Source organism: Chitinophaga alhagiae, from assembly GCF_003568665.1.
GTDB lineage: Bacteria > Bacteroidota > Bacteroidia > Chitinophagales > Chitinophagaceae > Chitinophaga > Chitinophaga alhagiae.
In genome coordinates this window covers 1734284-1759645 of sequence record NZ_QXMH01000001.1, presented here as the reverse complement: position 1 = coordinate 1759645, position 25362 = coordinate 1734284, and the positions used below count along the sequence as shown (strand labels likewise).

The 25362-nt window shown below is 52.4% G+C and carries 27 protein-coding genes; 12 read left to right on the top strand and 15 right to left on the bottom strand.

Annotation, left to right across the window (positions count from 1 at the left end; all coding sequences use genetic code 11):
* The first annotated feature begins 1 nt into the window (after position 1).
* Complete coding sequence (locus D3A97_RS07060; protein WP_119077677.1) at positions 2-3196, top strand: efflux RND transporter permease subunit; 3195 nt, start codon at positions 2-4, stop codon at positions 3194-3196.
* A 126-nt stretch (positions 3197-3322) separates the two neighbouring features.
* Here the strand turns inward: D3A97_RS07060 and D3A97_RS07055 are convergent, their stop codons facing one another.
* From D3A97_RS07055 to dusB, 5 genes are all read right to left on the bottom strand, one after another.
* Positions 3323-4285, bottom strand: coding sequence for a helix-turn-helix domain-containing protein (locus tag D3A97_RS07055; RefSeq protein WP_119077676.1), 963 nt, complete (start codon positions 4283-4285; stop codon positions 3323-3325).
* An 8-nt stretch (positions 4286-4293) separates the two neighbouring features.
* Positions 4294-4650: a toxin gene (locus tag D3A97_RS07050; RefSeq protein WP_119077675.1), complete on the bottom strand. Its 357-nt coding sequence runs from the start codon at positions 4648-4650 to the stop codon at positions 4294-4296.
* Positions 4651-4753: 103 nt separating this feature from the next.
* Positions 4754-5554 (bottom strand): pyrroline-5-carboxylate reductase, encoded by an 801-nt coding sequence (gene proC, locus D3A97_RS07045; protein ID WP_119077674.1) that lies wholly within the window; start codon positions 5552-5554, stop codon positions 4754-4756.
* 137 nt (positions 5555-5691) lie between these two features.
* Entirely contained in the window at positions 5692-6261 is a 570-nt protein-coding gene (locus D3A97_RS07040) for an NUMOD4 domain-containing protein (RefSeq protein WP_119077673.1), read from the bottom strand.
* Positions 6262-6293: 32 nt separating this feature from the next.
* Positions 6294-7343 (bottom strand): tRNA dihydrouridine synthase DusB, encoded by a 1050-nt coding sequence (gene dusB / locus D3A97_RS07035; RefSeq protein ID WP_119077672.1) that lies wholly within the window; start codon positions 7341-7343, stop codon positions 6294-6296.
* A gap of 80 nt (positions 7344-7423) precedes the next feature.
* Between dusB and D3A97_RS07030 the strand changes: the two genes are divergently transcribed.
* From D3A97_RS07030 to D3A97_RS07010, 5 genes are all read left to right on the top strand, one after another.
* A complete protein-coding gene (locus D3A97_RS07030) occupies positions 7424-8392 on the top strand; it encodes a CPBP family intramembrane glutamic endopeptidase (RefSeq protein ID WP_119077671.1) in 969 nt (322 codons plus the stop codon).
* Position 8393: 1 nt separating this feature from the next.
* Positions 8394-8627 carry a putative signal transducing protein gene (locus D3A97_RS07025; RefSeq protein WP_157986392.1) on the top strand — a complete coding sequence of 78 codons (234 nt, stop codon included), beginning with the start codon at positions 8394-8396 and terminating at the stop codon, positions 8625-8627.
* A 31-nt stretch (positions 8628-8658) separates the two neighbouring features.
* A complete protein-coding gene (locus tag D3A97_RS07020) occupies positions 8659-9516 on the top strand; it encodes a phosphatidate cytidylyltransferase (RefSeq protein ID WP_119077669.1) in 858 nt (285 codons plus the stop codon).
* Positions 9517-9583: 67 nt separating this feature from the next.
* Positions 9584-10240: a phosphatidylserine decarboxylase family protein gene (locus D3A97_RS07015; RefSeq protein ID WP_119077668.1), complete on the top strand. Its 657-nt coding sequence runs from the start codon at positions 9584-9586 to the stop codon at positions 10238-10240.
* 32 nt (positions 10241-10272) lie between these two features.
* A complete protein-coding gene (locus tag D3A97_RS07010) occupies positions 10273-10521 on the top strand; it encodes a hypothetical protein (protein WP_119077667.1) in 249 nt (82 codons plus the stop codon).
* Between the two features lie 74 nt (positions 10522-10595).
* On the opposite strand, the gene D3A97_RS07005 is transcribed toward D3A97_RS07010, so the two are convergent.
* Entirely contained in the window at positions 10596-11294 is a 699-nt protein-coding gene (locus tag D3A97_RS07005; RefSeq protein ID WP_232825875.1) for a YjjG family noncanonical pyrimidine nucleotidase, read from the bottom strand.
* Between the two features lie 140 nt (positions 11295-11434).
* On the opposite strand from D3A97_RS07005, the gene D3A97_RS07000 reads away from it, so the two are divergent.
* From D3A97_RS07000 to D3A97_RS06990, 3 genes are all read left to right on the top strand, one after another.
* Entirely contained in the window at positions 11435-12142 is a 708-nt protein-coding gene (locus tag D3A97_RS07000; RefSeq protein WP_119077666.1) for an SDR family oxidoreductase, read from the top strand.
* Between the two features lie 96 nt (positions 12143-12238).
* Positions 12239-14188: a BatD family protein gene (locus tag D3A97_RS06995; protein WP_119077665.1), complete on the top strand. Its 1950-nt coding sequence runs from the start codon at positions 12239-12241 to the stop codon at positions 14186-14188.
* A 30-nt stretch (positions 14189-14218) separates the two neighbouring features.
* Positions 14219-14947 carry an SH3 domain-containing protein gene (locus tag D3A97_RS06990; RefSeq protein WP_157986391.1) on the top strand — a complete coding sequence of 243 codons (729 nt, stop codon included), beginning with the start codon at positions 14219-14221 and terminating at the stop codon, positions 14945-14947.
* A gap of 8 nt (positions 14948-14955) precedes the next feature.
* On the opposite strand, the gene D3A97_RS06985 is transcribed toward D3A97_RS06990, so the two are convergent.
* From D3A97_RS06985 to D3A97_RS06955, 7 genes are all read right to left on the bottom strand, one after another.
* Positions 14956-15699, bottom strand: a complete 744-nt coding sequence (locus D3A97_RS06985; protein WP_119077663.1) for a LytR/AlgR family response regulator transcription factor — start codon at positions 15697-15699, stop codon at positions 14956-14958.
* A gap of 39 nt (positions 15700-15738) precedes the next feature.
* On the bottom strand, positions 15739-16524 hold the full coding sequence (locus tag D3A97_RS06980) for a sensor histidine kinase (RefSeq protein WP_157986390.1): 786 nt from the start codon (positions 16522-16524) through the stop codon (positions 15739-15741).
* 189 nt (positions 16525-16713) lie between these two features.
* Positions 16714-17424 (bottom strand): response regulator transcription factor, encoded by a 711-nt coding sequence (locus D3A97_RS06975; RefSeq protein WP_119077661.1) that lies wholly within the window; start codon positions 17422-17424, stop codon positions 16714-16716.
* Positions 17425-17477: 53 nt separating this feature from the next.
* Positions 17478-18512 (bottom strand): sensor histidine kinase, encoded by a 1035-nt coding sequence (locus D3A97_RS06970; RefSeq protein WP_119077660.1) that lies wholly within the window; start codon positions 18510-18512, stop codon positions 17478-17480.
* A gap of 6 nt (positions 18513-18518) precedes the next feature.
* Positions 18519-19028, bottom strand: a complete 510-nt coding sequence (locus D3A97_RS06965) for a gliding motility lipoprotein GldH (RefSeq protein ID WP_119077659.1) — start codon at positions 19026-19028, stop codon at positions 18519-18521.
* An 81-nt stretch (positions 19029-19109) separates the two neighbouring features.
* Positions 19110-19985 (bottom strand): YicC/YloC family endoribonuclease, encoded by an 876-nt coding sequence (locus D3A97_RS06960; RefSeq protein WP_119077658.1) that lies wholly within the window; start codon positions 19983-19985, stop codon positions 19110-19112.
* An 80-nt stretch (positions 19986-20065) separates the two neighbouring features.
* Positions 20066-20653 (bottom strand): pseudouridine synthase, encoded by a 588-nt coding sequence (locus tag D3A97_RS06955; protein ID WP_119077657.1) that lies wholly within the window; start codon positions 20651-20653, stop codon positions 20066-20068.
* A 62-nt stretch (positions 20654-20715) separates the two neighbouring features.
* Between D3A97_RS06955 and D3A97_RS06950 the strand changes: the two genes are divergently transcribed.
* The 3 genes from D3A97_RS06950 to D3A97_RS06940 all read left to right on the top strand — a co-directional run bounded on the left by D3A97_RS06950 (position 20716) and on the right by D3A97_RS06940 (position 23496).
* The gene (locus D3A97_RS06950) at positions 20716-21432 is read left to right on the top strand and encodes a Crp/Fnr family transcriptional regulator (RefSeq protein WP_232825874.1); all 717 of its coding nucleotides are present in this window, start codon (positions 20716-20718) and stop codon (positions 21430-21432) included.
* A gap of 390 nt (positions 21433-21822) precedes the next feature.
* Positions 21823-22764 (top strand): UDP-3-O-(3-hydroxymyristoyl)glucosamine N-acyltransferase, encoded by a 942-nt coding sequence (locus D3A97_RS06945; protein ID WP_119077656.1) that lies wholly within the window; start codon positions 21823-21825, stop codon positions 22762-22764.
* Positions 22765-22776: 12 nt separating this feature from the next.
* Positions 22777-23496 (top strand): hypothetical protein, encoded by a 720-nt coding sequence (locus tag D3A97_RS06940; RefSeq protein ID WP_119077655.1) that lies wholly within the window; start codon positions 22777-22779, stop codon positions 23494-23496.
* On the opposite strand, the gene D3A97_RS06935 is transcribed toward D3A97_RS06940, so the two are convergent.
* Together D3A97_RS06935 and D3A97_RS06930 are read right to left on the bottom strand one after the other, a co-directional pair.
* The gene (locus tag D3A97_RS06935; RefSeq protein ID WP_119077654.1) at positions 23493-24476 is read right to left on the bottom strand and encodes an NAD-dependent epimerase/dehydratase family protein; all 984 of its coding nucleotides are present in this window, start codon (positions 24474-24476) and stop codon (positions 23493-23495) included. The genes D3A97_RS06940 and D3A97_RS06935 overlap by 4 nt on opposite strands.
* A gap of 33 nt (positions 24477-24509) precedes the next feature.
* Positions 24510-25355: a 3-hydroxyacyl-CoA dehydrogenase family protein gene (locus tag D3A97_RS06930; RefSeq protein ID WP_119077653.1), complete on the bottom strand. Its 846-nt coding sequence runs from the start codon at positions 25353-25355 to the stop codon at positions 24510-24512.
* Positions 25356-25362 lie beyond the last annotated feature (7 nt).

Sequence of the window (25362 nt, the reverse complement as noted above, 5' to 3'; positions counted from 1 at the left end):
CATGAAGATCACAGAGATTTCTATAAAAAGGCCAACGGTGGTGGTGGTACTGTTCACCATCCTGACCTTGCTTGGTTTCATCAGCTACAAAGCCCTCAACTATGAGCTGCTGCCCAAGTTCTCTTCACCGATAGTAACCATTGCTACGGTGTACCCCGGCGCTTCGCCCCAGGAGGTGGAGAGCACTGTTACCAAAAAGATCGAGGATGCGGTGGCTTCCATGGAGAAGATCAAAAAACTGACCTCCAAATCGTCTGAAAGCCTGTCTGTAGTAACAGTAGAGCTGAACAACGATGCCAATGTGGACATTGGCCTGCAAGACGCGCAGCGGAAGGTGAACGCTATCCTGGCAGACCTGCCGGGAGATGCCAAGCCGCCCTCCCTGAACAAGTTCTCCATTGATGACCTGCCCATTATGACCCTCTCCGCCACGGCCAAAATGGACGACCGCCAGTTCTTTGACCTGGTAGACAAAAAGCTGCAACCCCAGCTTTCCCGTTTGCCCGGCGTAGCGCAGATCTCGCTCATCGGCGGCCAGGAAAGGGAGATCAAGATCAATATAGATCCCAAGAAACTGGAAGCATATAAACTGTCCATTTTGCAGGTGCGCCAGCTGGTAACCAATGCCAACCTGGACTTCCCCACCGGTAAGGTAAAAACCGTAGACCAGCAGATACTGGTGCGCCTGGCGGGGAAATACAAGAACGTGGAACAGCTCCGCAGCCTGGTGCTCACCACCATGCCCAATGGTATGCAGGTGAGATTGCAGGATGTGGCGGATGTGCAGGACGACCAGAAAGACGCGGAAAGGATTGCGCGGGTAGACGGCCTGAACGCCATTGCCCTGCAGGTACAGAAACAGACAGACGCCAACGCGGTGGAAGTAAGTGAACAGATGAAAAAGGCCATTGCAGGCATTGAAAAGGAATATGCCGCCAGCAACCTGAAGATCAAAATAGCCAATGACGCGTCTGTATTTACCCTCGAGTCTGCGGACTCCGTGATACATGACCTTATTATAGCCGTACTGTTGGTGGCCGCGGTAATGATGTTGTTCCTGCACAGTATCAGGAACGCCATTTTCGTTATGATCTCCATCCCGGCATCCCTGATTGCCACTTTCATAGGCATGAAGTTGTTCGGCTTCTCGCTGAACCTCATGAGTTTGCTGGGCCTTTCACTGGTGGTAGGCATCTTGGTGGATGACGCCATTGTGGTGCTGGAAAACATCTACCGCCATATGGAAATGGGGAAAAACAAGGTGCGTGCGGCGTTTGACGGGGTGAAGGAAATAGGTTTCACCGTTACCTCCATTACCCTCGTAATTGTAGTAGTGTTCCTGCCTATCTCGCTCACGAACGAACTGGTAAGTAAAATTCTCCGGGAGTTCTGCGTGGTGGTGATGATCTCTACCATGCTCAGCTTGCTCACCTCCTTTACCATTGTGCCTTTGCTGGCTTCCCGCTTCGGCAAGCTCACACACCTGACGGGCAAGAACTTCTTCCAGAAATTCATTCTCTGGTTTGAAAGGCAATTGGACAAATTTACCGAATGGATGACCAACACCCTGAAATGGGCGCTGGCACATAAAACCATTACCATTGTAGGTTCCCTGGTACTGCTGATCGCTTCTTTCCAGCTGGTGGGCAGGGGTTACATTGGCGGGGAGTTCATTCCCAAAGGTGACCGCGGCCAGTTCATCATTTTGCTGGAAATGCCGAAAGACGCCTCCCTGGAGCAAACCAACCAGGCTACGCGCAAGGTGGAACAGCTGATGGACAAAAAGCAGGAAGTGACCTCACTGGTAACCACCGTAGGCCAGACCTCTGAAGACGGTTTTGGTACCTCCCAGTCTACCGCCTATAAATCAGAGATCACCGTGATGCTGGTAGATCAGCACCTGCGTGAGGCGGCAGACATTTTTGCGGCCAAGGTGAAGAAAGAACTGAAAGAGCAGATGCCCGGCGTAAAAGTGAAAACCACCCCCGTGAGCATACTGGGTACCGCAGAGCGCGCACCGGTAGAGCTGGTGGTAATGGGCGCTGACCTTGACAGCGTAATGGGCTTTGCCAAAAAAGCCATGGCGGAACTGCAGACCATTGAAGGCTCCAGTGAGGTGAAACTGTCTGTGGAAGAAGGTAACCCCGAGATCAACGTGCAGGTAGACAGGGATAAAATGTCTTCCCTGGGCCTCACGCTAGACAATGTGGGCGGTACCATGCAAACCGCCTTCAGCGGTACGGCAGATGATTCCAAGGTGAAATTCCGCCAGGGTGAGTATGAATACGATATCAATATCCGGTTTGACGACTTCAACCGGAAAAACATACAGGACGTATCCAATATCGACTTCAAGAACGACAAGGGCGAGCTGATCAAACTGTCCCAGTTTGCCACTGTTACGGAAGGCTCAGGCCCCAGCCGGCTGGAGCGCCGTGACAAGAACACGTCCGTATCCGTACAGTCCCAGGTAATGGGCCGCCCCTCCGGCACGGTTACGCAGGAGTTCGGCGCCAAGGTGGCCAAGCTGCAGAAACCCGCCGGCATATCTTACGTATTTGGCGGTGACGCGGAAAACCAGGGAGACTCTTTCTCCACGCTGGGTGTGGCGTTGCTGATCTCCATTGTGATGGTATACCTCATTATGGTGGCCTTGTACGATAACTATATTTACCCGTTCGTGGTGATGTTCTCCATCCCGCTGTCTATCATCGGCGCCCTGCTGGCGCTGGCGCTGACCAACAATACCCTGAACATCTTTACCATACTCGGTATGATCATGCTGATAGGCCTGGTGGCCAAGAACGCCATTATATTGGTAGACTTTACCAACCAGATGAAGGAAGAAGGGCAAAGCACCTACAATGCGCTGCTGCACGCTAACCGTGCCCGTTTGCGGCCCATCCTGATGACCACTATAGCCATGGTGATAGGCATGTTGCCCATTGCACTGGCCACGGGTGGTGTGGCATCTACCAAAAACGGTCTGGCCTGGGTAATTGTGGGCGGCCTCATCAGCTCCATGTTCCTCACCCTGATAGTGGTGCCGGTAATATACATGGTGGTAGACAAGCTGATGGCGAAGTTCGGCATGGGCAGGGTATCCAAAAAACGTTATATCCGCCAGCGGATGGTAGCGCCCACCAAACGGGAGCTGGAAGTGCAGGAGCTGTCTTCCGCTTCCATGATGAACTGATAAAATACTTGCATAAGTGATAATAGTGTTACAAACAGTGTAACAGTTGTAGGTTTAACTAAATGGCCGGGATATTCTTATCCCGGCCTTGATTTTTGCTTAATATAAATAGAGAGGAGAGGGTTATCAGGTATTGAAGTCTATGTAAAACGCGCTGGTATAGTCAATAGCGCTTTTGTGGCGGCCGCCGTCAAACTTATCTGTATTGAACCTGGCGGAAAAGGAGAGCGCATCCTGCATGGCCCTGAACTCTGACGCCTCAAATTTTTCCTCAGCAGGTTTGGGCAGGTGGGAGATATACTGTTCTACTTCTACCGCGCCTGCATCTATAATGGTTACGTCTATATAAGATTTGCTGAACAGGCAATCGTAAATATAACCGGCGTATTTGGGAGAAGGATGCCGGCAAACAGACTCGTAGGCAAAACCGCTGACCCCGAAGCCGCTGCGGCTGTAATGAATGAAGTCTGCCAGAAAAAAAAGCTTGTCCAGCTTGGTTTTATTGGGTTTCATCTCAATGGAAAAGAAGCTGGCCATTTGCCCTATCCGTTCTATGTCTGCCTGCCTGTAGCCGTTGAGGGAACTGGGCCCCTGCTCGCCCGGTACCCGTTTCTTGATCAGCTCCTCATCGTCGTTACGGGTATTCAGCTTGCTTTCCAGCTTTTTGTATATTTTATCTACTTCATTTACGCTAAGATCATTTTTGCTCAGCTCCAGCAGGTCCATGAACTTTTCCGGGTTTTTGGCCAGCTGTATGAGGCGCCCTACGGAAGGGCTGGGAATTTCGCCAAGCTCATAGTTGCGGTACACATTGGTGCCCAGGCCCAGTACATCACTCATCTTGGAAGCGCTGAGGCCGTATTGCTCCCTGATGCTTTTGATCTCGTCTACAAAGGGAATGCCGTGCTTGCTGCGGTATTGATTGTATACCTGGGTAAGGTTCAGGTGGTCGATCTCGTCAACGGTAAACCTTTGACCCGTAGTATTATCAGTGTAATAATGATAAACTATCTCGAAAGATTCCTTCCGGAAGTCAAGAGTATCCCTTTCCTTGTGTAATGTAGCATTCGCTAATTGTCCCGGTATCATATCAGCACTTATTGGTGTTTAAATGGGTATACCATCGGTTCCTTCGCTGGGTGGAAGGAAATGCAGATCGGGCTGTCGTTTTTTTCGCCAATAGATATTTTGATACATACTTCGTATTCCCTTATCATCTTTCCAAATACCCATACTACAGGAGCATCCGCACTTCCTTTATTTTCTATGGGCCCGCCGATATAATCCTCCACCCGCAGCTCTTCTATCACTTTTTTACGTTCTCCTAAAGGAAGTTCCATTACCAGGAGCGCCATCGAGTTCTTCTTTTCGTCATCCACGTATTTGATAATACCTCCAACTTTGATCTTATGGTGCAGCGCTTTCAGGTAATTTTCGATATAAAGTTTCTCCATGATGTTCTTTTATTCACTTTCAGTGTGAATATGAACACCAAATTATCGTAAATTTCACTTTCAAAGTGATTTATAGCCACTCATTAACAAACGGTTAGCAAAATTAATCCTTCGCTATCCGGTTGTAAGACACGGTAATACCTTTGATCAGGGAGGAACTGAAGCCCTGGTGCTCCATCTCGTTGAGGCCCGCTATGGTGCAGCCTTTGGGAGTTGTAACCTTGTCTATTTCCTCTTCGGGGTGGCGGTTTTCGCGGATCAGCAGTTCAGCCGCGCCTTTCACTGTCTGGGCGGCAATGCGGGTAGCGGTGCGGGCATCGAAGCCGATCTCAATACCGCCCTGTATGCTGGCGCGGATGAAGCGGAGGGCGTACGCAATGCCGCAGGCGCCCAACACGGTGGCCGCGTCCATCAGTTTTTCGTCTATGCTGACTGTTTCCCCCAGTTGGTTGAACATGTCTGTTACAAAGGCCGTTTGCTCTTCTGTTACATTACGCCCGCAAACGCAGGTAATGGATTCCTGTATGGCAATGGCCGTATTGGGCATGGCCCGGAAGATGGGCATGCCGGGCAGTGTGATCTTTTCCAGGTCGTCCAGCATCACGCCGGTTACCACGCTGATGAGCATTTGTTTCTTCGCGTCAAAGGAAGCGCGGAGCCCGCTCAGCACTTCTTTTACATTGTAGGGTTTGAGGGCCACTACCACCACGTCTGCCTGGCTGATGGCTTTGGCATTGTCTGTTTCCACCAGTACGCCTTCGCTGGCCAAACCCGCCAGGGTGGCTATGTTGCGCTTGGTAATAGTAATATCTGCCGCCTTGGAAAAGCCGCTCTTCAGTAAACCCTGTGCAATGGCCGCACCCAGGTTCCCACCGCCAATAATGGCTATCTTTTTACCGGACATAGTCTATCATTTTAAAAGGGTAAGGTATGACAAAACGGGGAGGCGTGCAAGGGAGGGGCTTTAAAAGCCGATGGTCCCCATTTCCGGGAACCATCGTCAGACAACATCATTTATGATCATTCCTGATGACTCAGGCATTAATCCAGTGTTACATGGCTCCAGTTTTCGCCGCTTTTGATGCGATAGAGCTGCATTTCGCTGATGGAGAACTGCTCGGCAATCTGCTTCATGGTCTTTTTGCCGGGTTTGTTCAGCAGCCGCTTGATGCTTTTAACCTTGCCCACGTTCAGCTTCAGACCGGTTTGGCGGTGGCGCTGCAGCTCCTTGTAAGCAATTTTTGCCGGGCTCTTCTGCTGGTGCTTTTCCATTTCCTCCTTGGTGGCCCAGCGGAGGTTGGAGGCTTTATTGTTCTTTTTGTCAAAGTCGAGGTGGATCACATACTTCTGGCTGCGGCTGGTTTTCTGGAGGAACAGGCGGGCCACTTCGCGGTGCAGGTAGAGAGACTGGTAAGTATCCGCGGGTTTGATGTTCAGCACCGTATAACCTTCTACGGTAGACCCGTTCAACAATTTCCCGTCTTCAATGCTTTCGTGGTAACTGATCACTCTTCCCATATTGGACACCGCGTATTTTTTACGCAGGGCAGATTTGTTTTTAATCTGCAAGTCTTTCCAGACTTCATTTTTCAGATTTTTGATCGTGGCCATTGTGAAGTAATTTTTTTGTGATTCAATTGGGATTAATCCGGAAAACCACACGCCGCTACCATATCTGTTTCAGCCATCGGGGCCATTGTCCTTTCGAATATATGATCTTTGTACTGCAGAGCAACGGCATCCAGCACTTCTTCTACCGCCACCGCCGTATTGCAAGTTACTAATTGTGAACGGAATTCTTTGATGTGGGGCAGGCCTTTCAGATAATTTGTATAGTGCCGCCGCATTTCCAGGATGCCTACCACGTCTCCCTTCCAGCTGATGGAATGGCGCAGGTGCTGTTTGCACACTTTTACGCGCTCGGCCACGGTTGGCGGGGGCAGGTGGGCGCCTGTACGCAGGTAATGCCTGATCTCGTTAAATATCCAGGGGTAACCAATGGCCGCGCGGCCGATCATTACCCCGTCTATCCCGTACTTTTCCCGGGCGGCTTTGGCCTGTTCCGGGGTGCAGATGTCTCCGTTCCCGAAAATGGGGATGTGGATGCGGGGGTTGTTCTTTACCTTGCCTATCAGCGTCCAGTCTGCATTCCCCTTGTACATCTGCGTACGGGTGCGGCCGTGGACGGTGAGGGCTTTGATGCCCACGTCCTGCAGCCTTTCGGCCACTTCCTCTATGTTTTTGGTATCATCGTCCCAGCCCAGCCGGGTTTTTACGGTTACGGGCAGGCGGGTAGCCTTTACTACGGCCTCGGTGAGGCGTACCATTTTAGGCACGTCTTTCAGAATGCCGGCCCCGGCGCCCTTGCAGGTCACCTTTTTTACGGGGCAGCCAAAGTTAATGTCCAGCAGGTCCGGGTTGGCCACCTCCACGATCTGTGCGGCCATGGCCATAGGTTCCTCGTCTCCCCCGAATATCTGTATGCCCACCGGGCGCTCGTAATCGAAAATATCCAGCTTTTGCCGGCTTTTAATGGCATCCCTGATCAAACCCTCGGAAGAAATGAACTCCGAATACATGAGGTCGGCCCCGTTCGCTTTGCACACCGCCCTGAACGGCGGGTCGCTTACGTCTTCCATGGGAGCCAGCAATAAAGGGAACTCACCCAGTTCTATATCTCCTATTTTTACCATATTATCATTGAAAAAAAGTCACGCCTCGGTTAACTGGCAAACACAGTGTAAATTTACGCAAAATTACCACAGCAATATTTATGGGTTACTTACGGCAATACTCTCCTTTTCTGCAGCTGATCACGTTTTTAGGGTTATGGTTCGCTTTCATGCTTTTGTACTCCCTGTTCCTGGCCGGCTTTTTCCCGGCTATCAGCGGCGGCTATACGATTGGGCAGATGGAAGACACCAAGGTGTGGGGAGACCCGGCCTTTGTACGCGGCCTCAAAATAGTGCAGTTCCTCTATACCCTGGTCAGCTTCCTGGTGCCGGGCCTGATATTTGCCTACCTGGCGCACCCGCGGCCGGCAGTATACATGGGCCTGGCGCAACGCCCCCGCACCCTGCAACTGCTGTTGGCGCTGCTGGTGGTATTCTGCGCCCTGCCGCTGGTAAACGTACTGGGCGAGTGGAACAGCACCTGGCCGGTATCACAGTCTCTCCGGGACCTGGAGGAGCTGGCCACCAAACAGACCAAGCTGCTGCTTAATATGCCGGATATTGGCACCATGCTGTTTAACCTGCTGCTGCTGGCCCTGCTGCCTGCCATTGCCGAAGAAGTTTTTTTCCGCGGGGTATTGCAGAGAATATTAACAGCCTGGGTCAAAAATGGTTGGGCCGCCGCCATTATTGCCGCCATTATTTTCAGTGCCATCCACATGCAGTTCCTGGGTTTTATGCCCCGCCTGCTGCTGGGCTTTCTCATGGGCGCCATCTACCTGGTAACCGGCAACCTCTGGCTGGCTATTGCCGGCCACTTTTTGAACAACGGCCTGCAGGTGGTGTTAGTGTATCTGTACCAGGCCAAGATGATCAGCTACGACGCTATGAAAGATGAGCATGTTCCGGCCATGTACGGCCTGTTCAGCGCGCTGGTGGCCGGCCTGCTGATCTGGCAGCTGTATAAAAAAGCCCGCGCCGCCGGCCAGGCCTTTGCATTGCCGCCTGAGCCGGGAGATGAAGAACAGGCGGCAGAAACCGATAACGATTCAATATTTAAAGATCACTAATATGGAAAAAGACTGGATAAAAGTATTTGGCAGCCAAAGCTCCTTTGAAGCGGAAATTGTGAAGGGCATGCTGCTCGAAAACGACATAGAAGCGGTGCTCGTTAACCGCCAGGATTCTTCTTTCGGCAGCATGCTGCCGGGTATGGACGAAGTATATGTGCATACCTCCAATGAAAGCAAGGCCAGGGAACTGATTGCCGCCAGCCGGGAAGGGAACGTGGAAAACAATCTGTAGCTTTACGCCCTGACCCAACTTTATAGTTCAGATGAAGACCTTCATTACGCGTACCATTACCGCATTGTTCTTTGTAGCCATTATGCTGGGGGGCATTTTGTGGAACGAGCTGTCTTTTTTCTTGCTTTTTTTCCTCATCAATTTTTTTGCGCTGCAGGAATATTTCAAGCTGGTACGGAACATAGATACGGAATACCAGGAGATCTCTCCCTGGCACAGGTATGGCGTGCTGGTAGCCGGTTGCGCCGTGATGATGGCCGCCACAGATGCCAGCTTTGGCGGCAGCGGCGTTACCGTGGGGGAAATTGGCTGGGCCATGGCGCTTATTTTTGTGCTGATACTGCCGCTGGGAGAAATACTGATGAGCAAGGTGTTTTCACTCAAGGCCATCGGTTATTCGCTGCTGGGGCTGATCTATGTGACCATGCCGCTGGCCCTGCTGGTGAGCCTGCGTTTGCAGCCGCATACGCTAACGCCGGTGGGCTACCTTATTCCCCTGCTGCTCATCATCTTTATCTGGATCAATGATACCATGGCTTATATTGTTGGCTCCCTCATTGGCCGCACCCCCTTCTTCCCGGCCATTTCCCCCAAGAAAACAATTGAAGGTACCGCAGGCGGCATGGTGCTTGCTGTTGCGGCCGCCGGTATTTTCGGGTACTTTTGGGGCAATGCCTGGCTGTACTGGCCGCACTGGATAGGATTGGCCTGCATTGCCGCTATTTTCGGCACAGCGGGAGACCTGCTGGAGTCCCGCCTGAAACGCCTGGCCGGCGTAAAAGATTCCGGCAGCATCATGCCCGGCCACGGCGGTTTCCTGGACCGCTTCGATTCCTTGCTGGTGGCCGCGCCCTTTGCCTGGATATATGTTAACTTTGTAGTTCTTTAAATAGAATAAATTTTCTTCATACCTTCGTACCGCCGGAAAACGGTTATACCTAAAATTCAATTGAACAATGACAATCCATCGTGAGGGAACAGCTACCATCACCTTAGTTTTTGTGCTGCTGGCGCTTATCAACGGCGCCGTATTTTACTGGCTTGCCTCCTCTCCGCTGCTGTGCTGGACGGTTTTCGGCATATCCGTAGTTTTCTTCCTGTTCATTATATCCTTCTTCCGCATACCTTCCCGCAGTATGGAACATGGGGAAGGGCTGGTCATTGCTCCGGCAGACGGCAAAGTGGTGGTAATTGAAGAAACATTTGAACCGGAATACTTTAAGGACAAGCGCCTGCAGGTGTCTATCTTCATGAGCCCGGCCAATGTGCATGTAAACCGCAACCCCATCAGCGGCGAAGTGAAACTGAGCCAGTACCACGCCGGCAAGTACCTGGTGGCCTGGCATCCCAAATCATCTACCGAGAACGAACGCCATACGGTGGTGATCGGCAACGGCAACCAGGAAATACTGGTACGCCAGATAGCCGGCGCCCTGGCCCGCAGAATTGTGAACTACCTGAAAGCAGGCATGCAGGTGAAGCAGAACGAAGAAATGGGCTTCATCAAATTCGGCTCGCGGGTGGATATTTACCTGCCGGTGGGCACCAGGGTAGACGTTGCGCTGGAGCAAACTGTGCGGGGCGGGCAAACGGTGATTGCGAAACTGGGTTAAATGCCCTATCTTTAAAAGCAAATATATACGCCATGAAGAAACTTTTTTTTGCATGCGCGGCCATTGCCCTGATGGCAGGCCCCGTGATAGCGCAGGATAAGGCAGCTGCTGATAAAAAGAAAGTGAAAAAAGAAGCAACGTGCCAGAAAGGCGCGGATGCGGCCTGCTGCAAGCCGGCGCAAACCGCCCAGAACAAATCCTGCTGCATGCCGTCCAAAGCAGCCGGCCTGAAAACCGCCGCGGCCGCCAAAAAACAGACTAAACCCGCTCCGAAGGGGTAACATATATTTCCATCGCACAAAAAAGGGGTTGATTGCATGGCTGCAGTCAACCCCTTCTCTTTTACCGTCCGTTGTTATAAAATATCTTTCAGTTCTTGCAGGCTGTGGATGGTGTAGGTGGGCGTAACGCCTTCCTGTGTTTGGCCCGGCGCAAAATACACCTGGTCCATGCCGGCTTCCTGCGCGCCCAGGATGTCTACATCCAGCGTATCACCGATCATGATGCTTTCGGAAGCGCTGGTGGAAGACAGTTTCATGGCGTAGTCAAATATATCCCGGTGGGGTTTCAGCGAGCCGGCCGTTTCAGAGGTGACGATATGGGTGAAATAGTCATGTATGCCGGAATGTTTCATTTTGAGGCGCTGTGTTTCCTCAAAACCGTTGGTGATGAGGTGAATAGGATAGTTTTTATCCTGCAGGTAATCCAGCACCTCTACAGCATGCGGGAACAGCGCGGTTTTGGTGGGCAAAACTTCCAGGAAACGTTTGCCAATGGCATCGCACAGGCCATCGTCACAGATCTTGAACTCCAGGAAGGTCATGGAGAAGCGTTTGGTACGCAGATCGTTACGATTGATGTACCCTTTCCGGAAACGGTCCCACAGCTTGTCATTGATCACGGAGTAGCTGGCATAAAATTCCCCGAAGGAGGGAATGCCTCTTTTCTCCAGCCCGTGTTCCGCGTAAAGCTCCTGCAAAGTGGATACCGCGTTGGTTTCAAAGTCCCATAAAGTGTGGTCAAGGTCGAAAAAAACGTGTTTATAGCGCATCATAATCCGTGTCGTTGGCAACTGTTGTTCCCTGCAAACTTACAATAACCTGCGGACATGGGCATTTTTATCGCCTTTCGCCCTTTCATATTTCCAAAAATGGAAAGCATTGTGTAAAATGCAGCCTGAACAAAGGAACAGATATGTATGCGATCATTACCGGGGCCAGCAAGGGCATTGGGCTTGCAGTAGCGGAGCGGCTGGCGGCAGAGGGGTTTGACATTGCCATTTGCGCGCGGCATGCGGCCACGTTGGAAACCGCGCGTGCGGCGGTAGCGGCAAAGCGGCCGGCAGCAAAGGTACTGGCCGAAGTGGTAGACATGGGCCGTAAAGAGGAAGTACTGGCCTTCGGAAAAAAAGTGCAGGCGGAGCTGGGCGGGGCGCCGGCCATACTGGTGAACAACGCGGGCATTTTTGTGCCCGGCGCGGTACATGAGGAAGAAGAGGGCCACCTGGAAAACATGATGGCGGTAAACCTTTACAGTGCCTATCACCTCACCCGGTTGCTGCTGCCGGGCATGAAGGCGGCGCAAAAGGGGCATATCTTCAATCTCTGCTCTACTGCCAGCTACCGGGCGTACCCCAACGGCGGCTCCTACAGTATCACCAAGTTTGCGCTGCTCGGGTTTTCCAAAAACCTGCGGGAAGAAATGAAACCCTTCCGGGTGAAGGTAACCTCCATTAGCCCGGGGCCAACGTGGACTGCTTCCTGGCAGGGCTTTGAAGGGCCGGAAGACCGCCTTATGGAGCCGGAAGATGTAGCCGCCATGATATGGGCCGCATATAACCTCAGCGAGCAGGCCGTGGTGGAAGACATACTGATGCGGCCGATGCTGGGGGACATAGAGTAAAATCCTTTACAGTGGCTTATTTAGAGCGTATTTTAACTAACTTTTAACTCGGTTTTGGGATAGGCGCGCAGGGCATTGGTTAAATTTGTTTTCAGGATGAATTTTAAGGCTGCCATTTTAAAAAAATACTGTTTAACGCTGCTCGTTATTTGCGGAGCAGCGCTCTCTGCTTTTGCGCAGGGATTTCGTTTTACCACTAATGTAAACGCCAACAGCATTGCACTGGACGAGATGGTGCAGATCCAGTTCATGCTGGAAAACCCCGAAAACCTCAGTGCATTCGACCCGCCGAAATTTACCGGTTTTGATGTGGTGCAGGGCCCCAGCCAGATGCAGGGTACCTCTTACATCAACGGGAAAATGACCTCTTATGTGGCTTTCAGTTACATACTGAAGCCGCGGCAGGTGGGCAGCTTTACCATTCCCGGTGCTACCGCGCGGGTAGACGGGCGGCAGGTCAAAAGTTCCCCCGTGAATATTGAGGTGACCAGGGGCGGCGCCGGTTCGGTGCAGCCGCCGCAACAGCCGCAGCAAGCCTTTCCGCCCTCCCAGGGGCGGCTGCGCTTGAACGCTGACCCGGCTATTCTGCGCAGCGGGGAAGATATCAAGGAAAAGCTCCGCAAAAACCTTTTTGTAAAGGTAGATGTAGATAAGACCACGGTGTACGAAGGGCAGCAGCTCACGGCCACCTACAAGCTCTACACCCGCCTGCCCACCAATTCCAGCGTTACCAAGGTACCGGCCTTCAAAGGATTTTCAGCCAGAGACATAGAACTGCCCAACCCGCCGCAGGCATATGAAGAAACGATGAACGGGGTGGTATATAAAGTATTCATTATCCGGAAAACGCTGTTGTTCCCGCTGCAGTCTGGCCAGCTGGAGCTGGATGCCGCCGAGGTAGACAACCAGGTACACCTGGTCAAAATGCAGAAAGGGAAAAGAAGGAACCCCTTCTCAGACGATCCTTTCTTCCGCGACGCCTTTGGCGGCAGCCCCTTTGACGATTCTTTTTTTGACGATGCGTTTGCCAGCCCCGAATATGAGGTAGTGCCCTATAAAATACAAAGCCCGGTAGTGAAGGTGACGGTGAAGCCGCTGCCCGCTGAAGGCCGTCCCGCCAGCTTCAACGGCGCGGTAGGCCATTTCAGCATGACGGCAACGGCAGATAAAAAAGAGCTGAGCACAGACGATGCGCTGACGCTCAAGGTGACCATCAGCGGGCAGGGCAACGTAAACCTGCTGAACGCGCCGCCATTGAACGTACCGGCCGCATTTGAAAAGTATGATCCCACGGTAACGGACAATATTGAAAAGAACAGCAACCCGCTCAGCGGCAGCCGGCAGTTCCAGTACGTATTGATGCCGCAGGAAAAGGGAGATCATGAGCTGCCGTCTGTAGAGTTCTCCTACTTTGACCCGCAGGCCAACGCCTATAAAACCCTTACGTCTGCCGCCTTCCCCCTGCATGTGATCGCCGGTAAGCAGGTGAAGCGGGAGAAGGAAGACTTTGGCGGTAAAACCGAACTGGCAGACATCCGCACTTCCGTATCGCAATGGAACAAGCGCAGCCCCTTCTTTTTTGGCAAACCCCTGTTCTGGGTGCTGCTGCTGCTGCCGCTGCTGGCCGTGGGCGGCATGGCGTGGTACCGCCGCAGGGAAAACTTCCGCAACAGCAACATGGCCATGCTCCGGCACAAACATGCCAACAAGGTGGCGCTCAAACGGCTGGAACTGGCCGCCCGCTATCTGCGGGAAGGGAAAGACAAAGCGTTCTACGAAGAGACCTCCAAAGGCATATGGGGCTACCTCAGCCACAAGCTGAAAATACCCATGGCCGAACTGAACAAGCAGATAGTACAGGAAAAACTGGCGGCACAGCAGCTGAAGGCAGACACCATGCAAAAACTGTTTGACCTTACAGACCGTTGTGAAATGGCGCTGTACGCGCCCTCCAGCAGCGTAGAGCACCGGCAGGACGCCTACCAGGAAGCCGTTCAGATCATCACAGACATCGAAGATCAATTAAAGCACAAAGCCGGAAAATAAAGACGTATGCGATTTTTGTTCACGCTATGTATGCTTGTTATGACTGCGCTGGTGGCGCAGGCGCAGAAAGACCCCGTTTTGTTTTCTGAGGGTAACCAGTTATACCGCCAGCAACAATACAGGGAGGCCGCCGCCAGGTACCAGCAGCTGATAGATTCGGGTTACCAGGTGGCAGACCTGTACTTCAACGCCGGTAACGCATACCTGAAAAGTAACCAGGTGGGCATGGCCGTATACAGTTTTGAGAAGGCCCTGCACCTGAAGCCGGGAGATGCCGCCGTTGAACAAAACCTCTACCTGGCCAACCAGCGCGTGAGCAATAACACAGAAGCGCTGCCTCTGCTCTTTTTTGAAAGATGGTGGCTGCAGTGGCAGCAGCTGCATTCCGCCCGTGGCTGGGCTATTGGCAGCATTGTATGGTGCTGGTTATTATGCGCCGGCATTATTGCCTACTTTTTTATGCCGGGCATGCGCCGTTCCTACCTTCGCTGGGGCCTTTACGTGGTGGCGGTATTATTTACGGGCTATTTCAGCATGGCGGTATGGATGCAGAACAAAGCCTATCACAACAGCACTGCCATTGTAATGCAGCGGGGCGTAAAAGTAAAAGCGGCGCCTGACGAAGGCAGCAAAGATCTTTTTGAAGTAAGTGAAGGCATCAAGGTGGAAGTGCTGGACGGCACCAAAGATTTCAGCAAAGTACAACTTGCCGACGGAAAAACCGGCTGGATGCCGGTGGGCAGTTTAAAAAGGTTATGACGGGCCTTTCACAGCTTTTCTATCCGCGTTAGAAAATCCTGCTTGCGGTTACGGGAAACGGGTATGCTCTTCCCGTTGCTCATAATGATCTCCCCGCCGTCTCCCTTCATATATTTTTCCATAAAAGAAAGGTTGATGATGAAGCTGTTGTGTACCCGGAAAAAACCTTTGTCTTTCAGCACCTCGTCCACTTCCTTTAGGGAGCGGCAGATCAGCACTGGTTTTTCATGCTTTTGCAGGAACACGCGGGTGTAGCCTCCTTCAGATTCACAATACAGTATTTCCCGTACCGGCATCATACGCAGGCCATCTACCGTTGGCAGGGCCAGCCGTTCATTGTGCTGTACGTGCTGGTGGAGGAACTGCAGCAGGGCATCTACCTTGGGGCCGGGAGATGTGTTTTGGCCCTGGGCCTTTTGTACGCTGAGAATAAGCTCTTCCTTGTCTACCGGCTTCAGCAGAAAATCCAGCGCGCTGTGGCGGATGGCCTTGATAGCATATTGATCGTAAGCGGTGGTGAATATGACGGAGAAGTTGCGGCGGCTGCAGTTTTCCAGCAGGTCAAAGCCATTCATGCCCGGCATTTCCACATCCAGGAAAACAAGGCGCGGCTGGTATTTCTCGATGGCCTTCAAGCCCTCTTCCGGCCCTTCGCAAACGGCATCAAGCGTTACATCGGGGCAGTGGCGGGTGAGCAGCATCTGCAGCACGTCCCTGCAATGTTTTTCATCGTCTATAATGATGGCATGCATGCGGAGAGCGTTGATTCCGGATAGCCGGGCATCCGTAAATTACTGAAAAAACACTGTTTCTTCCGGTTTGGACGCGGGGTTTACATCCGGTAAGTGAATGATGGTATACGTGCCTGTTTTCTGGTGATGTGCGTCGTACAGGTGGCCGCTGGTAACGGAAGCCTGTGTCTGGTACCGGTCATTCAACAACCGGAGCCTTTCCGCCGCTACACGTGTATAGGCGGTTTTTTGCTGGAGGTTGTTGAATGCGCTCTGGCGCGCCAGGCCGTTATCTTCCAGCCTGATGCGCAGCTCCCCGTTCTTTCGCCCTACTTCTATGCTGAGCCGGCCCCGGTTTTCAGGCGGGCGTTGCAGCAGGCGGTACCAGATGGCGCTTTGTACAAAAGGCTGTATAATGAAAGGCGGTACCAGTGCGTCCCGGCAGGAGGGCTGGCAGTTCAGGGTGTAGTCAAAACGGTCGTCAAAACGCATTTGTTCCAGCTGGATGTACAGCTCCAGCGCTTCCAGTTCTTCTTCCAGGCTTACCCATTCCCTGCTGCTGTTTTCCAGTACCATGCGCATAAGGCGGGAAAAACGGGTAAGGTATACAGAAGCCTGCTCTGTACTGGCGGACAATATGCGGCTGTGAATGGCATTGAGGCTGTTGAAGATGAAATGAGGGTCCATCTGGCTCTGGAAGGTATGCAGCTCCAGGGTTGCCTTGTTTTTTTGCGTGGTAATATTGGCCTGCATTTTTTTTCGCAGTTTTCTTTCCCGCCACCAGAAGTACAGGCCCAGTAAAATGATGACTACCGTAAGAAGGGCCCAGTAAATGAATTTTCCCATAGCCGCCGGTACCTCCGATAGCGGAGGCGCCATACAAGTATGCCATATTCCCGGGTCGCCGATGGGGTTATACATAATATGTTTCCTAAGCCGCTCAAAGATACCGCCCTCTACCCGCCCGGAAAAGGGGGATTGAATAGCTGGCAGCAAGGGCCTTACAAATGGCAGCGCCGGGGGGATAGTTGGTGATCAGCCGTCTGTAAACTTGTACCCCACCCCGCGTACGGAATGGAAATACTGGGAGTTACGGCTGTCTTGCTCAAAGTATTTGCGGAAATTGAGAATGAAGTTGTCTATGGTACGGGTGGTGGGGTATACGTTGTAGCCCCATACTACCTGCAGTATTTTTTCACGGGTCACCACTTCGCCCTTGTTCTCTATGAGCAATTTGAGCAGCATGGTCTCTTTTTTACTCAGCTCGTGGCGCTTGCCGTCTTTACCAATGCACTCCTGGGCGGCAAAGTCTATCATATTATTGCCAAAGCGGTATACGTTGGGCACACTGTCTTTATCCTGTATCTTCTTGTTCTTCACAATGAGCTTTTCCACACGCAGCAGCAGCTCTTCCAGGTTAAAAGGCTTGGTCATATAATCGTCCCCGCCCTTTTTCAGTCCCAGCACCCTGTCTGCACTGCTGTTTTTGGCGCTCAGGAACAGGATGGGCACTTCATTGTTCTGGATGCGGATGTTTTCACATACGGCCAGGCCGTCCATCTCGGGCAGCATGATATCGAGAATGATCAGGTCAAAATACTCGTTCTTGACGGCTTTCAATGCGCTTGTACCATTGTCTGCCGTGGTTACTTCATACCCCTCCAGCTCCAGGTTCAGCTTCAAGGCTTCCTGCAGGTTCTCTTCATCTTCTACCAGCAATATTGATGCTTTCGTCGCTTCCTTCATATTGATGTGGTATTTAGCTAATTGTCTATAAAATTACGCACAACCGGTTAATTTTATACAGGTTGGGTAGAATAATCGTCCCATGTGATCTGGAAGCAGGTGCCCCTGGGTTCGTTGTCCATTACCTCAATGGCGCCGCCGTGTTGTTCCACTATCTTTTTGGCCAGGTAGAGGCCAAGGCCGGAGCCTTTCGATTTGCGGGTATTCTCGTTGCCGATGCGGTAAAACTTCTCGAAAATGCGTTTTCTTTCCGTGGGGGCTATCCCTTCCCCTTCATCGCATATTTCCAGCTTCAGCACCGGCTCTTCTTCATCTTCTTCCATGGCGGTAAACAGCCGCACCTGTATTTCAGTGCCCTTGGGCGCATATTTAACGGCATTCTCCACCAGGTTGTTCAGCAGCAGTTGCATCATGAACCGGTCTGCCTGCAGCAGGATGCCCGGTTGAATGAACGCCGTGAGGGTATGGCTGGGGGTACGGTCTTTCAGCTCGTCCACTCCCTGTTGCAATATATCAGAAAAGTTCAGCTCTTCCAGGAAGGGCTGGTACTTCTGATGCTCGAACTGGGATGCCAGCAATATGTTATTGCACAACTGGTCCAGCCGGTTGGTTTCCCGGAGGGTATTGTCCAGCAGCTTGCGTTGTTTTTCCTCATCCAGGCGGTGCTTGCGCAAGGTTTCCAGGTTCAGCTTGGCCACTGCGATAGGGCTTTTCAGCTCATGCGTAACGGCCATCATGAAATTTTGCTGCTGCTGGGAGAGCTTCATCTGTTTCCATACGGCCCGGTACACGAGTGCGGCGCCGGCCAGTATCAGCACCAGGAAGATGATGCCTTCCCCTACGTATTTGAAGGTACGCATCTGTTGTTCTTTCTGGAGCCGTTGCATTTCGTACATGAACTCCGCGGGTTGGGTCAGCTCATGTACCCGGTGCGTCATCTCCAGCCTTTCGTAGCCGGCAATCTGTTTGCTTTGCTGGTGCAACAGCACGCCCCACCACAGCAACTGCAGCACTGTGTAGGCCAGCACAAACACATAAATGCCGGTGATCATCTTCTTGCTTTGCAGCCAGGATGCCGTTTTTTTCATGCCTCATTAGTTCCGCGGTGCGGCTTTTTCTATGCGCAGGCCCATGCTCAGGATGTTGGGCAGGGGGTTCTGGCGCATGTTCTGTTCAAAGGTAAAGCGGTACCTGCCGGGTTTGGAAAAAATAGCGCTCTGCTGTATGGGGATGCGGTGTTCGAATATGTCATCATTATTCGTTACCACTATCCCGTTTACGCCGCTTCCCATCCATTTGCCGTAGGTATCGGCCAGCGGCAGTTCCACCCGGCGCGTGATAGCCGTACTGTCTCCGGGTGCCTGCGTGCCTATCAGTATCCAGAGGTTGCTGTACGGGTACGCGTCTGTATGGCGTACGTTCACGTACATGTTATAATAGAACGCCGTATCTTCCGGCGCCAGGTCCAGTTCAAAAAACGGTTTGTCATCTACGGCCCATTCCGAGCGGTGGATGTCCCGATTCTTCTCGAAGGTATCCAGCCTGGGTGGTTTGCAGGCAAAAACCAGCATGCCCAGGAGGGCACAGGTAAAAGATAGTTTCATAGATTCCTTGTCTGTTCAATGCGCGGGCGCTCACGCGCGCCGGTTGTTTATTGTCTGTACACCAGCTTATGCTGTGGCCGGCTACAGCACGTTCAACACCTGCTCTTTAGCTTTTTCCAGTTCGTCTTTCATCATCACCACCCACTGCTGAATGCCGGCATCGTTGGCCTTGGAACCGGTGGTATTGATCTCGCGGCCTATTTCCTGCAGTACAAAGCCCAGCTTTTTGCCTTTGGCGGCATCTGCCTCGTTCAGGATGTCTTTGAAATACCGGCAGTGGTTTTGCAGGCGGATCAGCTCTTCGGAAATATCGAGTTTTTCCAGGTAAAAGATCAGTTCCTGTTCCATCCGGTTGGCATCCACGTTCTCTTTTCCCACGTATTCTGCCAGCAGGGTCTCAAGGCGGGTACGTACCTTGTCTTTCCGCAGCGGGTCCAGCTCCTTTACCTTTTCGGTATACAGCAGGATGTTGTCTATCCGCAGCAGCAGGTCCTTTTCCAGCATGGCGCCTTCATCTGCACGGTGGGCATCCATTTCGGCCACGGCGGCGCGTATCACCTTTTCCACTTCCAGCCATTCGGACTTTTCCATTTGTTCAGAGGCGGGGGTCACCACTTCGGGCAGTTTCATGAGTACGTTCAGCATATCTTCCTGCGGCAGGGAGAGATCTGTTGCCATGGACGTGATAGCCTGGTGATAATACCGGGCCAGCTCGGTGTTGATCACCACGGGGCGCGTGGCGCCGTTCTGCTTGATGTTGATGGTGGCATCCAGCGTGCCGCGCTGCAGTTCCTGCTGCAGCAGGTTACGGATGTCAAATTCGTAGGGTTTCAGAAGAGGGGACATTTTGAGGTTTACCTCAAACTGTTTGCCATTGAGCGATTTGATTTCTGCCAGAATGGTTGTTTCCCCCCGGGTAACTTCCGCACGGCCAAAGCCGGTCATGGATTTGAGCATATTATCTGTTTAGTGTGACAAACCTAATTAAATTAAGCCACATTTCGGATTGGGAACCAGGCATTTTGGAGGAGCGGGGCTTATTTGAACAGCGCTTTGTAGATTTCCGGCTGCTTCAGCTCCACCAGGTCTCCGGGCTGCATGCCGTCAATTGTCAGTTGCGCTATGCGGTAACGGATCAGCCTCAACGTGGGAAACCCAACAGCGGCGGTCATTTTACGCACCTGCCGGTTTTTGCCTTCCCGCAGTATCAGCCGCAGCCAGGGGGCTGGTATGTGCTTGCGGAAGCGGATGGGCGGGTTCCGTTCCGGCACAAAGGGTTCTGCTGTGAAAATGGCCGCATCGCATCCGCGGGTGCGGTAAGGTTTGCCGTCTACATTGATGGTAACCCCTTCCTGCAACAGGCGAACGGCTTCATTGGTCACCGCCCCATCTACCTGCACCCAGTATTCCCGTTCATGCCGCTGCGCCGGGTTAAGCAGGCGGTGGTTCAGCGACTTGTCATTAGAAAGAATAAGCAGCCCCTCGCTGTCATAGTCCAGCCGGCCAACAGGGTATACGTCTTTCGGTACGGTAAAATAGTCTGACAGCACTGCCTTGTTACCTTCTTTCCCGAAACGGGTCAATACCTCATAAGGCTTGTACACGATAAAATAGTGAAGGCTCACGGCGGGTTTGCTTTGGTTAAGGGACTGTAAATTAGTAATTTTGGCCCATCCTTGGAGGTTTTATGACGCAAGACATGTTAAGCGATCACACAGAATGCCGGTTCTGCAGCAAATATCCCGGAGAGGTCTTTTCCTCGGCATCGCCGGCTCACGTAGCCGAGCTTGCCAATGTCAAACAATGCAGGATCTACAAAAAGGGGCAGGAGATCTTCCAGGAAGGAGCACATCCTTATGGCATTTACTGTATCAATACGGGCAAGGTGAAACTTTCCCACAGCGGGGACGAAGGGCGTGAACAGATCATCCGCCTGGTGAAGCCCGGAGATCTCATCGGGTATAAGGCCCTGATCAGCAACGAACCGTATACCGCTACTGCTACCGTGCTGGAAGACAGCGCGGTATGTTTTATTCCCCGGGACGTGTTTTTACAGGTACTGCAGAAAGACACTGCCCTTTCCCTCAGAATGATGCAGATATTGACCAGCGAACTGCGGCGGGCGGAAGTCAAGATCACCCATCTTGCACAGAAGCCGGTACGTGAAAGACTGGCGGAAACCCTGCTTACGCTCAAGGAAACCTACGGTGTGGAAGCAGACGGGGAAACCATCAACGTAACCCTTTCCCGGGAAGAGATAGCCAACCTGGTAGGCACTGCAACGGAGTCTGCCATCCGCCTGCTTTCAGAGTTCAAAAAGGAAAAGGTAATAGACCTGCCGGGTAAAAAGATCAGGATATTGCAGTTGCAGAAGCTCATTAACATGGCCAACCTGCAAGATTAAAACCGCCTTGCCGGTTTTTGCGCTAAAAAAGAGAGGCAAAAGCATCCCGAAGAACAAAAAACGGAAAAAGGCGCCTTCCTGTTTTCCCACCTTTAAAGCGGCGTTGAAGCGGTATGAACAACATGCACCGGTAATCAACAAAAAAACATGACGGGCTGAAACTCTTTGTACGCACGGGTTGCAAGGGGAATAAAAAAAGTCTGACCGTGAGAACAATCAGACTTTCTTGTTATGTGAATGGGTTAGTAAGTACAGGGAAACAAATTTCCCTACACAATATTAAAAAGAATTTCATCACAAAAGAAAAATTTTACAATAAATTTTATTCACAAGCACAAAAAAATTGTGGATAACGCCCCCTAACTTTGCTTTCACTTTAACGAAGTTCATATGAAGTTAGATACACCCGTTGCGGTAAAAGAAATAGCAACGCTCATAGGCGCAGCGCTGGAAGGTAATGATACACTGATGGCTACCGGTATTAACGAGATACACAAGGTAGAACCGGGAGACATCACGTTTGTAGACTTTGAAAAGTACTACAACGCCAGCCTTACTTCCGCGGCCAGCATCATTATCATCAACAAGAAGGTAGACGTGCCGGAAGGCAAGGCCCTGCTGGTAACCGCAGATCCCTTCAGCGCGTACGTAAGCCTGGTGAAACGCTACCGTCCCTTTGTACCTCCTACCACCCCCATTAGCGATACGGCCGTTGTAGGAGAAGGCACTGTGCTGTTTCCCGGCGTGTACGTAGGCCACCATGTGAGAATCGGCAAAAACTGCATCATACATCCCAACGTTACCATTTACGACCATAGCATTATTGGCGATAATGTGATCATCCAGGCCGGCGCCGTGATCGGTGCGGACGCTTTTTACTTCAAGAGAAGGGCGGACCGGGAAGTGATGTATGACAAGCTGGAAAGCTGCGGAAGGGTGGTGATAGAAAACGATGTGGAGATCGGCGCCAACACAACCATTGACAAAGGGGTTAGCGGCGATACCATTATTGGCCAAGGCAGCAAGTTTGACAACATGGTGCATGTGGGCCACGGCGCCGTGATCGGTAAAAACTGTCTCTTTGCCGCGCAGGTGGGCATAGGGGGTAAGGCCCGGGTGGAAGACAATGTGATCATCTGGGGCCAGGTAGGCATCAACAAAGACATTACCCTTGGCAAGGGCGCCGTTGTACTGGCCAAGAGCGGCGTGGGCAGTTCCCTGGAAGGCGGCAAGACCTACTTTGGCATTCCGGCCATGGATGCCCGCGAAAAGAAAAAAGAACTGGCCTGGACCAAACGCATTCCTGAAATATGGGCTAAACTTAACAGCTAGCATTTATCACCTATGGCAAAAAAGATCTTCGGCAGTGCAGCGGCCATCGGCATGTTATGCATGGCCTGCTCTTCCCCCAAGCCCGTAGCGGTAAAAAAAGACCCCGGTCTGTACATTCAGCCGCATTCCGTGGCGGTCACCATGAAAGACGGGTGGTTTACGGCTAAAACCCTGGCGCTTGGAGAGTACACCACCAGTTCCCGCACCAACGGGGTAGCGGCCAACACGCCGCCCAAACAATGGAGAAGCGTGTCTGACGCTTTTTACTTTTCGGTAAAGACCGCTGCCGAGCAATTCCCGGTGCAGGTGTTGTCTACCCCCCGCATCACCTTTTCAAACCGCCCCCTGCCCACTTCGTTAAGCGCTTTGGCCGGCGATACGCCGCTTTGGTATATAACGCTTGGCGCGGTCAGTTCCGCCCCGTTAAAAAGCTGGGAGCTTATTCTAAAGCGTAACCTTTCCTTTGTTGAGCTGAACGAGAACAAACAGGTGGGTATCTTGCGCTCGGCTACGGACGAGCTGCGGGTAACAGCACATAACCGGTACGGTACCCGCAACAGTTATGAGAAGACCTGTTACGAATTTCAGTTAAGAGGCATGCCTGTGGCGGCTGTTATACCGGGAGAAACCCCGCAGGCTTGGGTACATGAGAAAGCCGATGCCGCTTTGCGGCAAACACTGGCCGGGGCCATGCTGGCATTGGTATTTAATGAGAAACTGGGAGCGCGTTAGCCCTGCTGCCGGTGAGCGAGGTAAGCGGCAGATATTTCCCGCACGGTATCTTCGAGCGGGCGGAAGCGGAAACCGGGTAATGCTGCCTGTATGCGGGCGGCGTCATAAAAAACTTTCAACTGGGCGGTGCGGGCGGTCTCTTTGGTAATAAGCGGCCGTTTGCCCGTTATCCATCCTTTTACTATTGCCATGCGCCATACTATTTCCGCCATCCAGGGTTTGGCCGCAATATGGGGCGGCTTTTTGCCCAGGGCTTCCGCCATGGCGGTAAAGAGGCGGCGGTAAGGCCAGTTTTCGGCAGAAAGCACAAACCGTTCCGCGGCAACAGGGCTGTCCATCAGCAATAGCATTACCTGCACCACGTCTTTCACGTCTACAAACCCGTTGATGCCTTCTGTATAGTAGGGAAACTCTTTCCAGGCGTTCTTCAGCAGCATGCCAGACCCATCGTGCCAGTAACCGCTGCCGAGAATGATGGAGGGATTAACAATAACGGCCTGCAGCCCTTCCGCTATACCCCGCCATATTTCCATTTCACTAAGGTGTTTGCTGATGGCGTAGTAAGAATTGTTGCGGCTTTCTTCCCACTGAGATTGTTCGTTGATGGCGGCCTGCTTCCTTGCCCGGCCCAGGGCGGCCACGGAGCTGACGTGTACCAGCTTGCTCACGCCCGCATCCAGCGCAATGTTTACAACATTGGCGGTGCCTTCCACATTGATCTTGAGCATTTGCGCGCGCCGGTCAGGGTGAAAGGATACAATGGCCGCGCAGTGGTACACCTGGCTTACGCCCTGCATGGCCTCTTCCAGGGAGCCAACGTCCAGCACGTCTCCCAGCACCCACTCCACCCGGTCCTTCACATCAAGGAGCTGATCCGGAATGTGCCGGCGGTAGAGGGCACGTACAGGTTTGCCGGCCGTTACAAGGGCCCGCAATAAGTAGCTGCCTAAAAAACCAGTGCCACCGGTAACAAGGATCATGACGTTTTGAAAGTTGATGAACGCAAATGTAAATCAATAGTTGTAAAAACCTTTGCCGGTTTTGCGGCCCAGTTCTCCATTGGCCACTTTATCTGCCTGCATGGGCCCGGGTTTGAAGCGCGGCGCGCGGTTGAATGCTTCGTAGAGAGAGGTGGTAACGGCATAGTTCACATCGTTGCCGATCAGGTCCATCAGCGCAAAAGGCCCCATCCTGAAACCTGCGGCTTCCAGCAGCCGGTCTATAACGGCTATATCCGCCACACCGGCCGCGGCCACCTGCATGGCCTCCAGGTAATAATGACGGGCAACGCGGTTCACAATAAACCCGGGGGAGTCCTTTACGCTGACCGGCGTTTTACCCATGGCCTTTGCCAGGTGGAAGAGGATGTCAAAAGCGGTATTGGCCGTTTGCTGCCCGCGCACAATTTCCACCAGTTGCATCAGGTGGGCGGGATTAAAAAAGTGCATGCCGGCCACCCGTTCAGGATGCGGTATGCCGGCCGCTATAGCGGATACGGAAAGAGAGGAAGTGTTGGTGGCGAAAATGGTGCCGGTGTTATTTACCCGGGCAAGGCTGTTGAAAAGGGCGGTTTTAGCGGGTACCTGCTCCACAATGGCTTCTATTACCACATCGGCCACACAGGCCTCAACGGCGGTCACGGTTTGCAGGCGCTCCAGGGTAGCCTCCATTTTTCCGGGGCTGAGTTTTCCCTTGGTTACGCCTTGCTGCAGGTTTTGCCGCACCATGGTCAGGCCTTTTTCCAGCGCGGCGGCATCAGCGTCAAACAGCAAGGTGCGGTAGCCGGCAGCGGCAGCTACCTGCGCTATTCCGGCGCCCATGGTGCCGGCCCCGCAAACGGCAATTGTTTTTACATCCATGGAATTG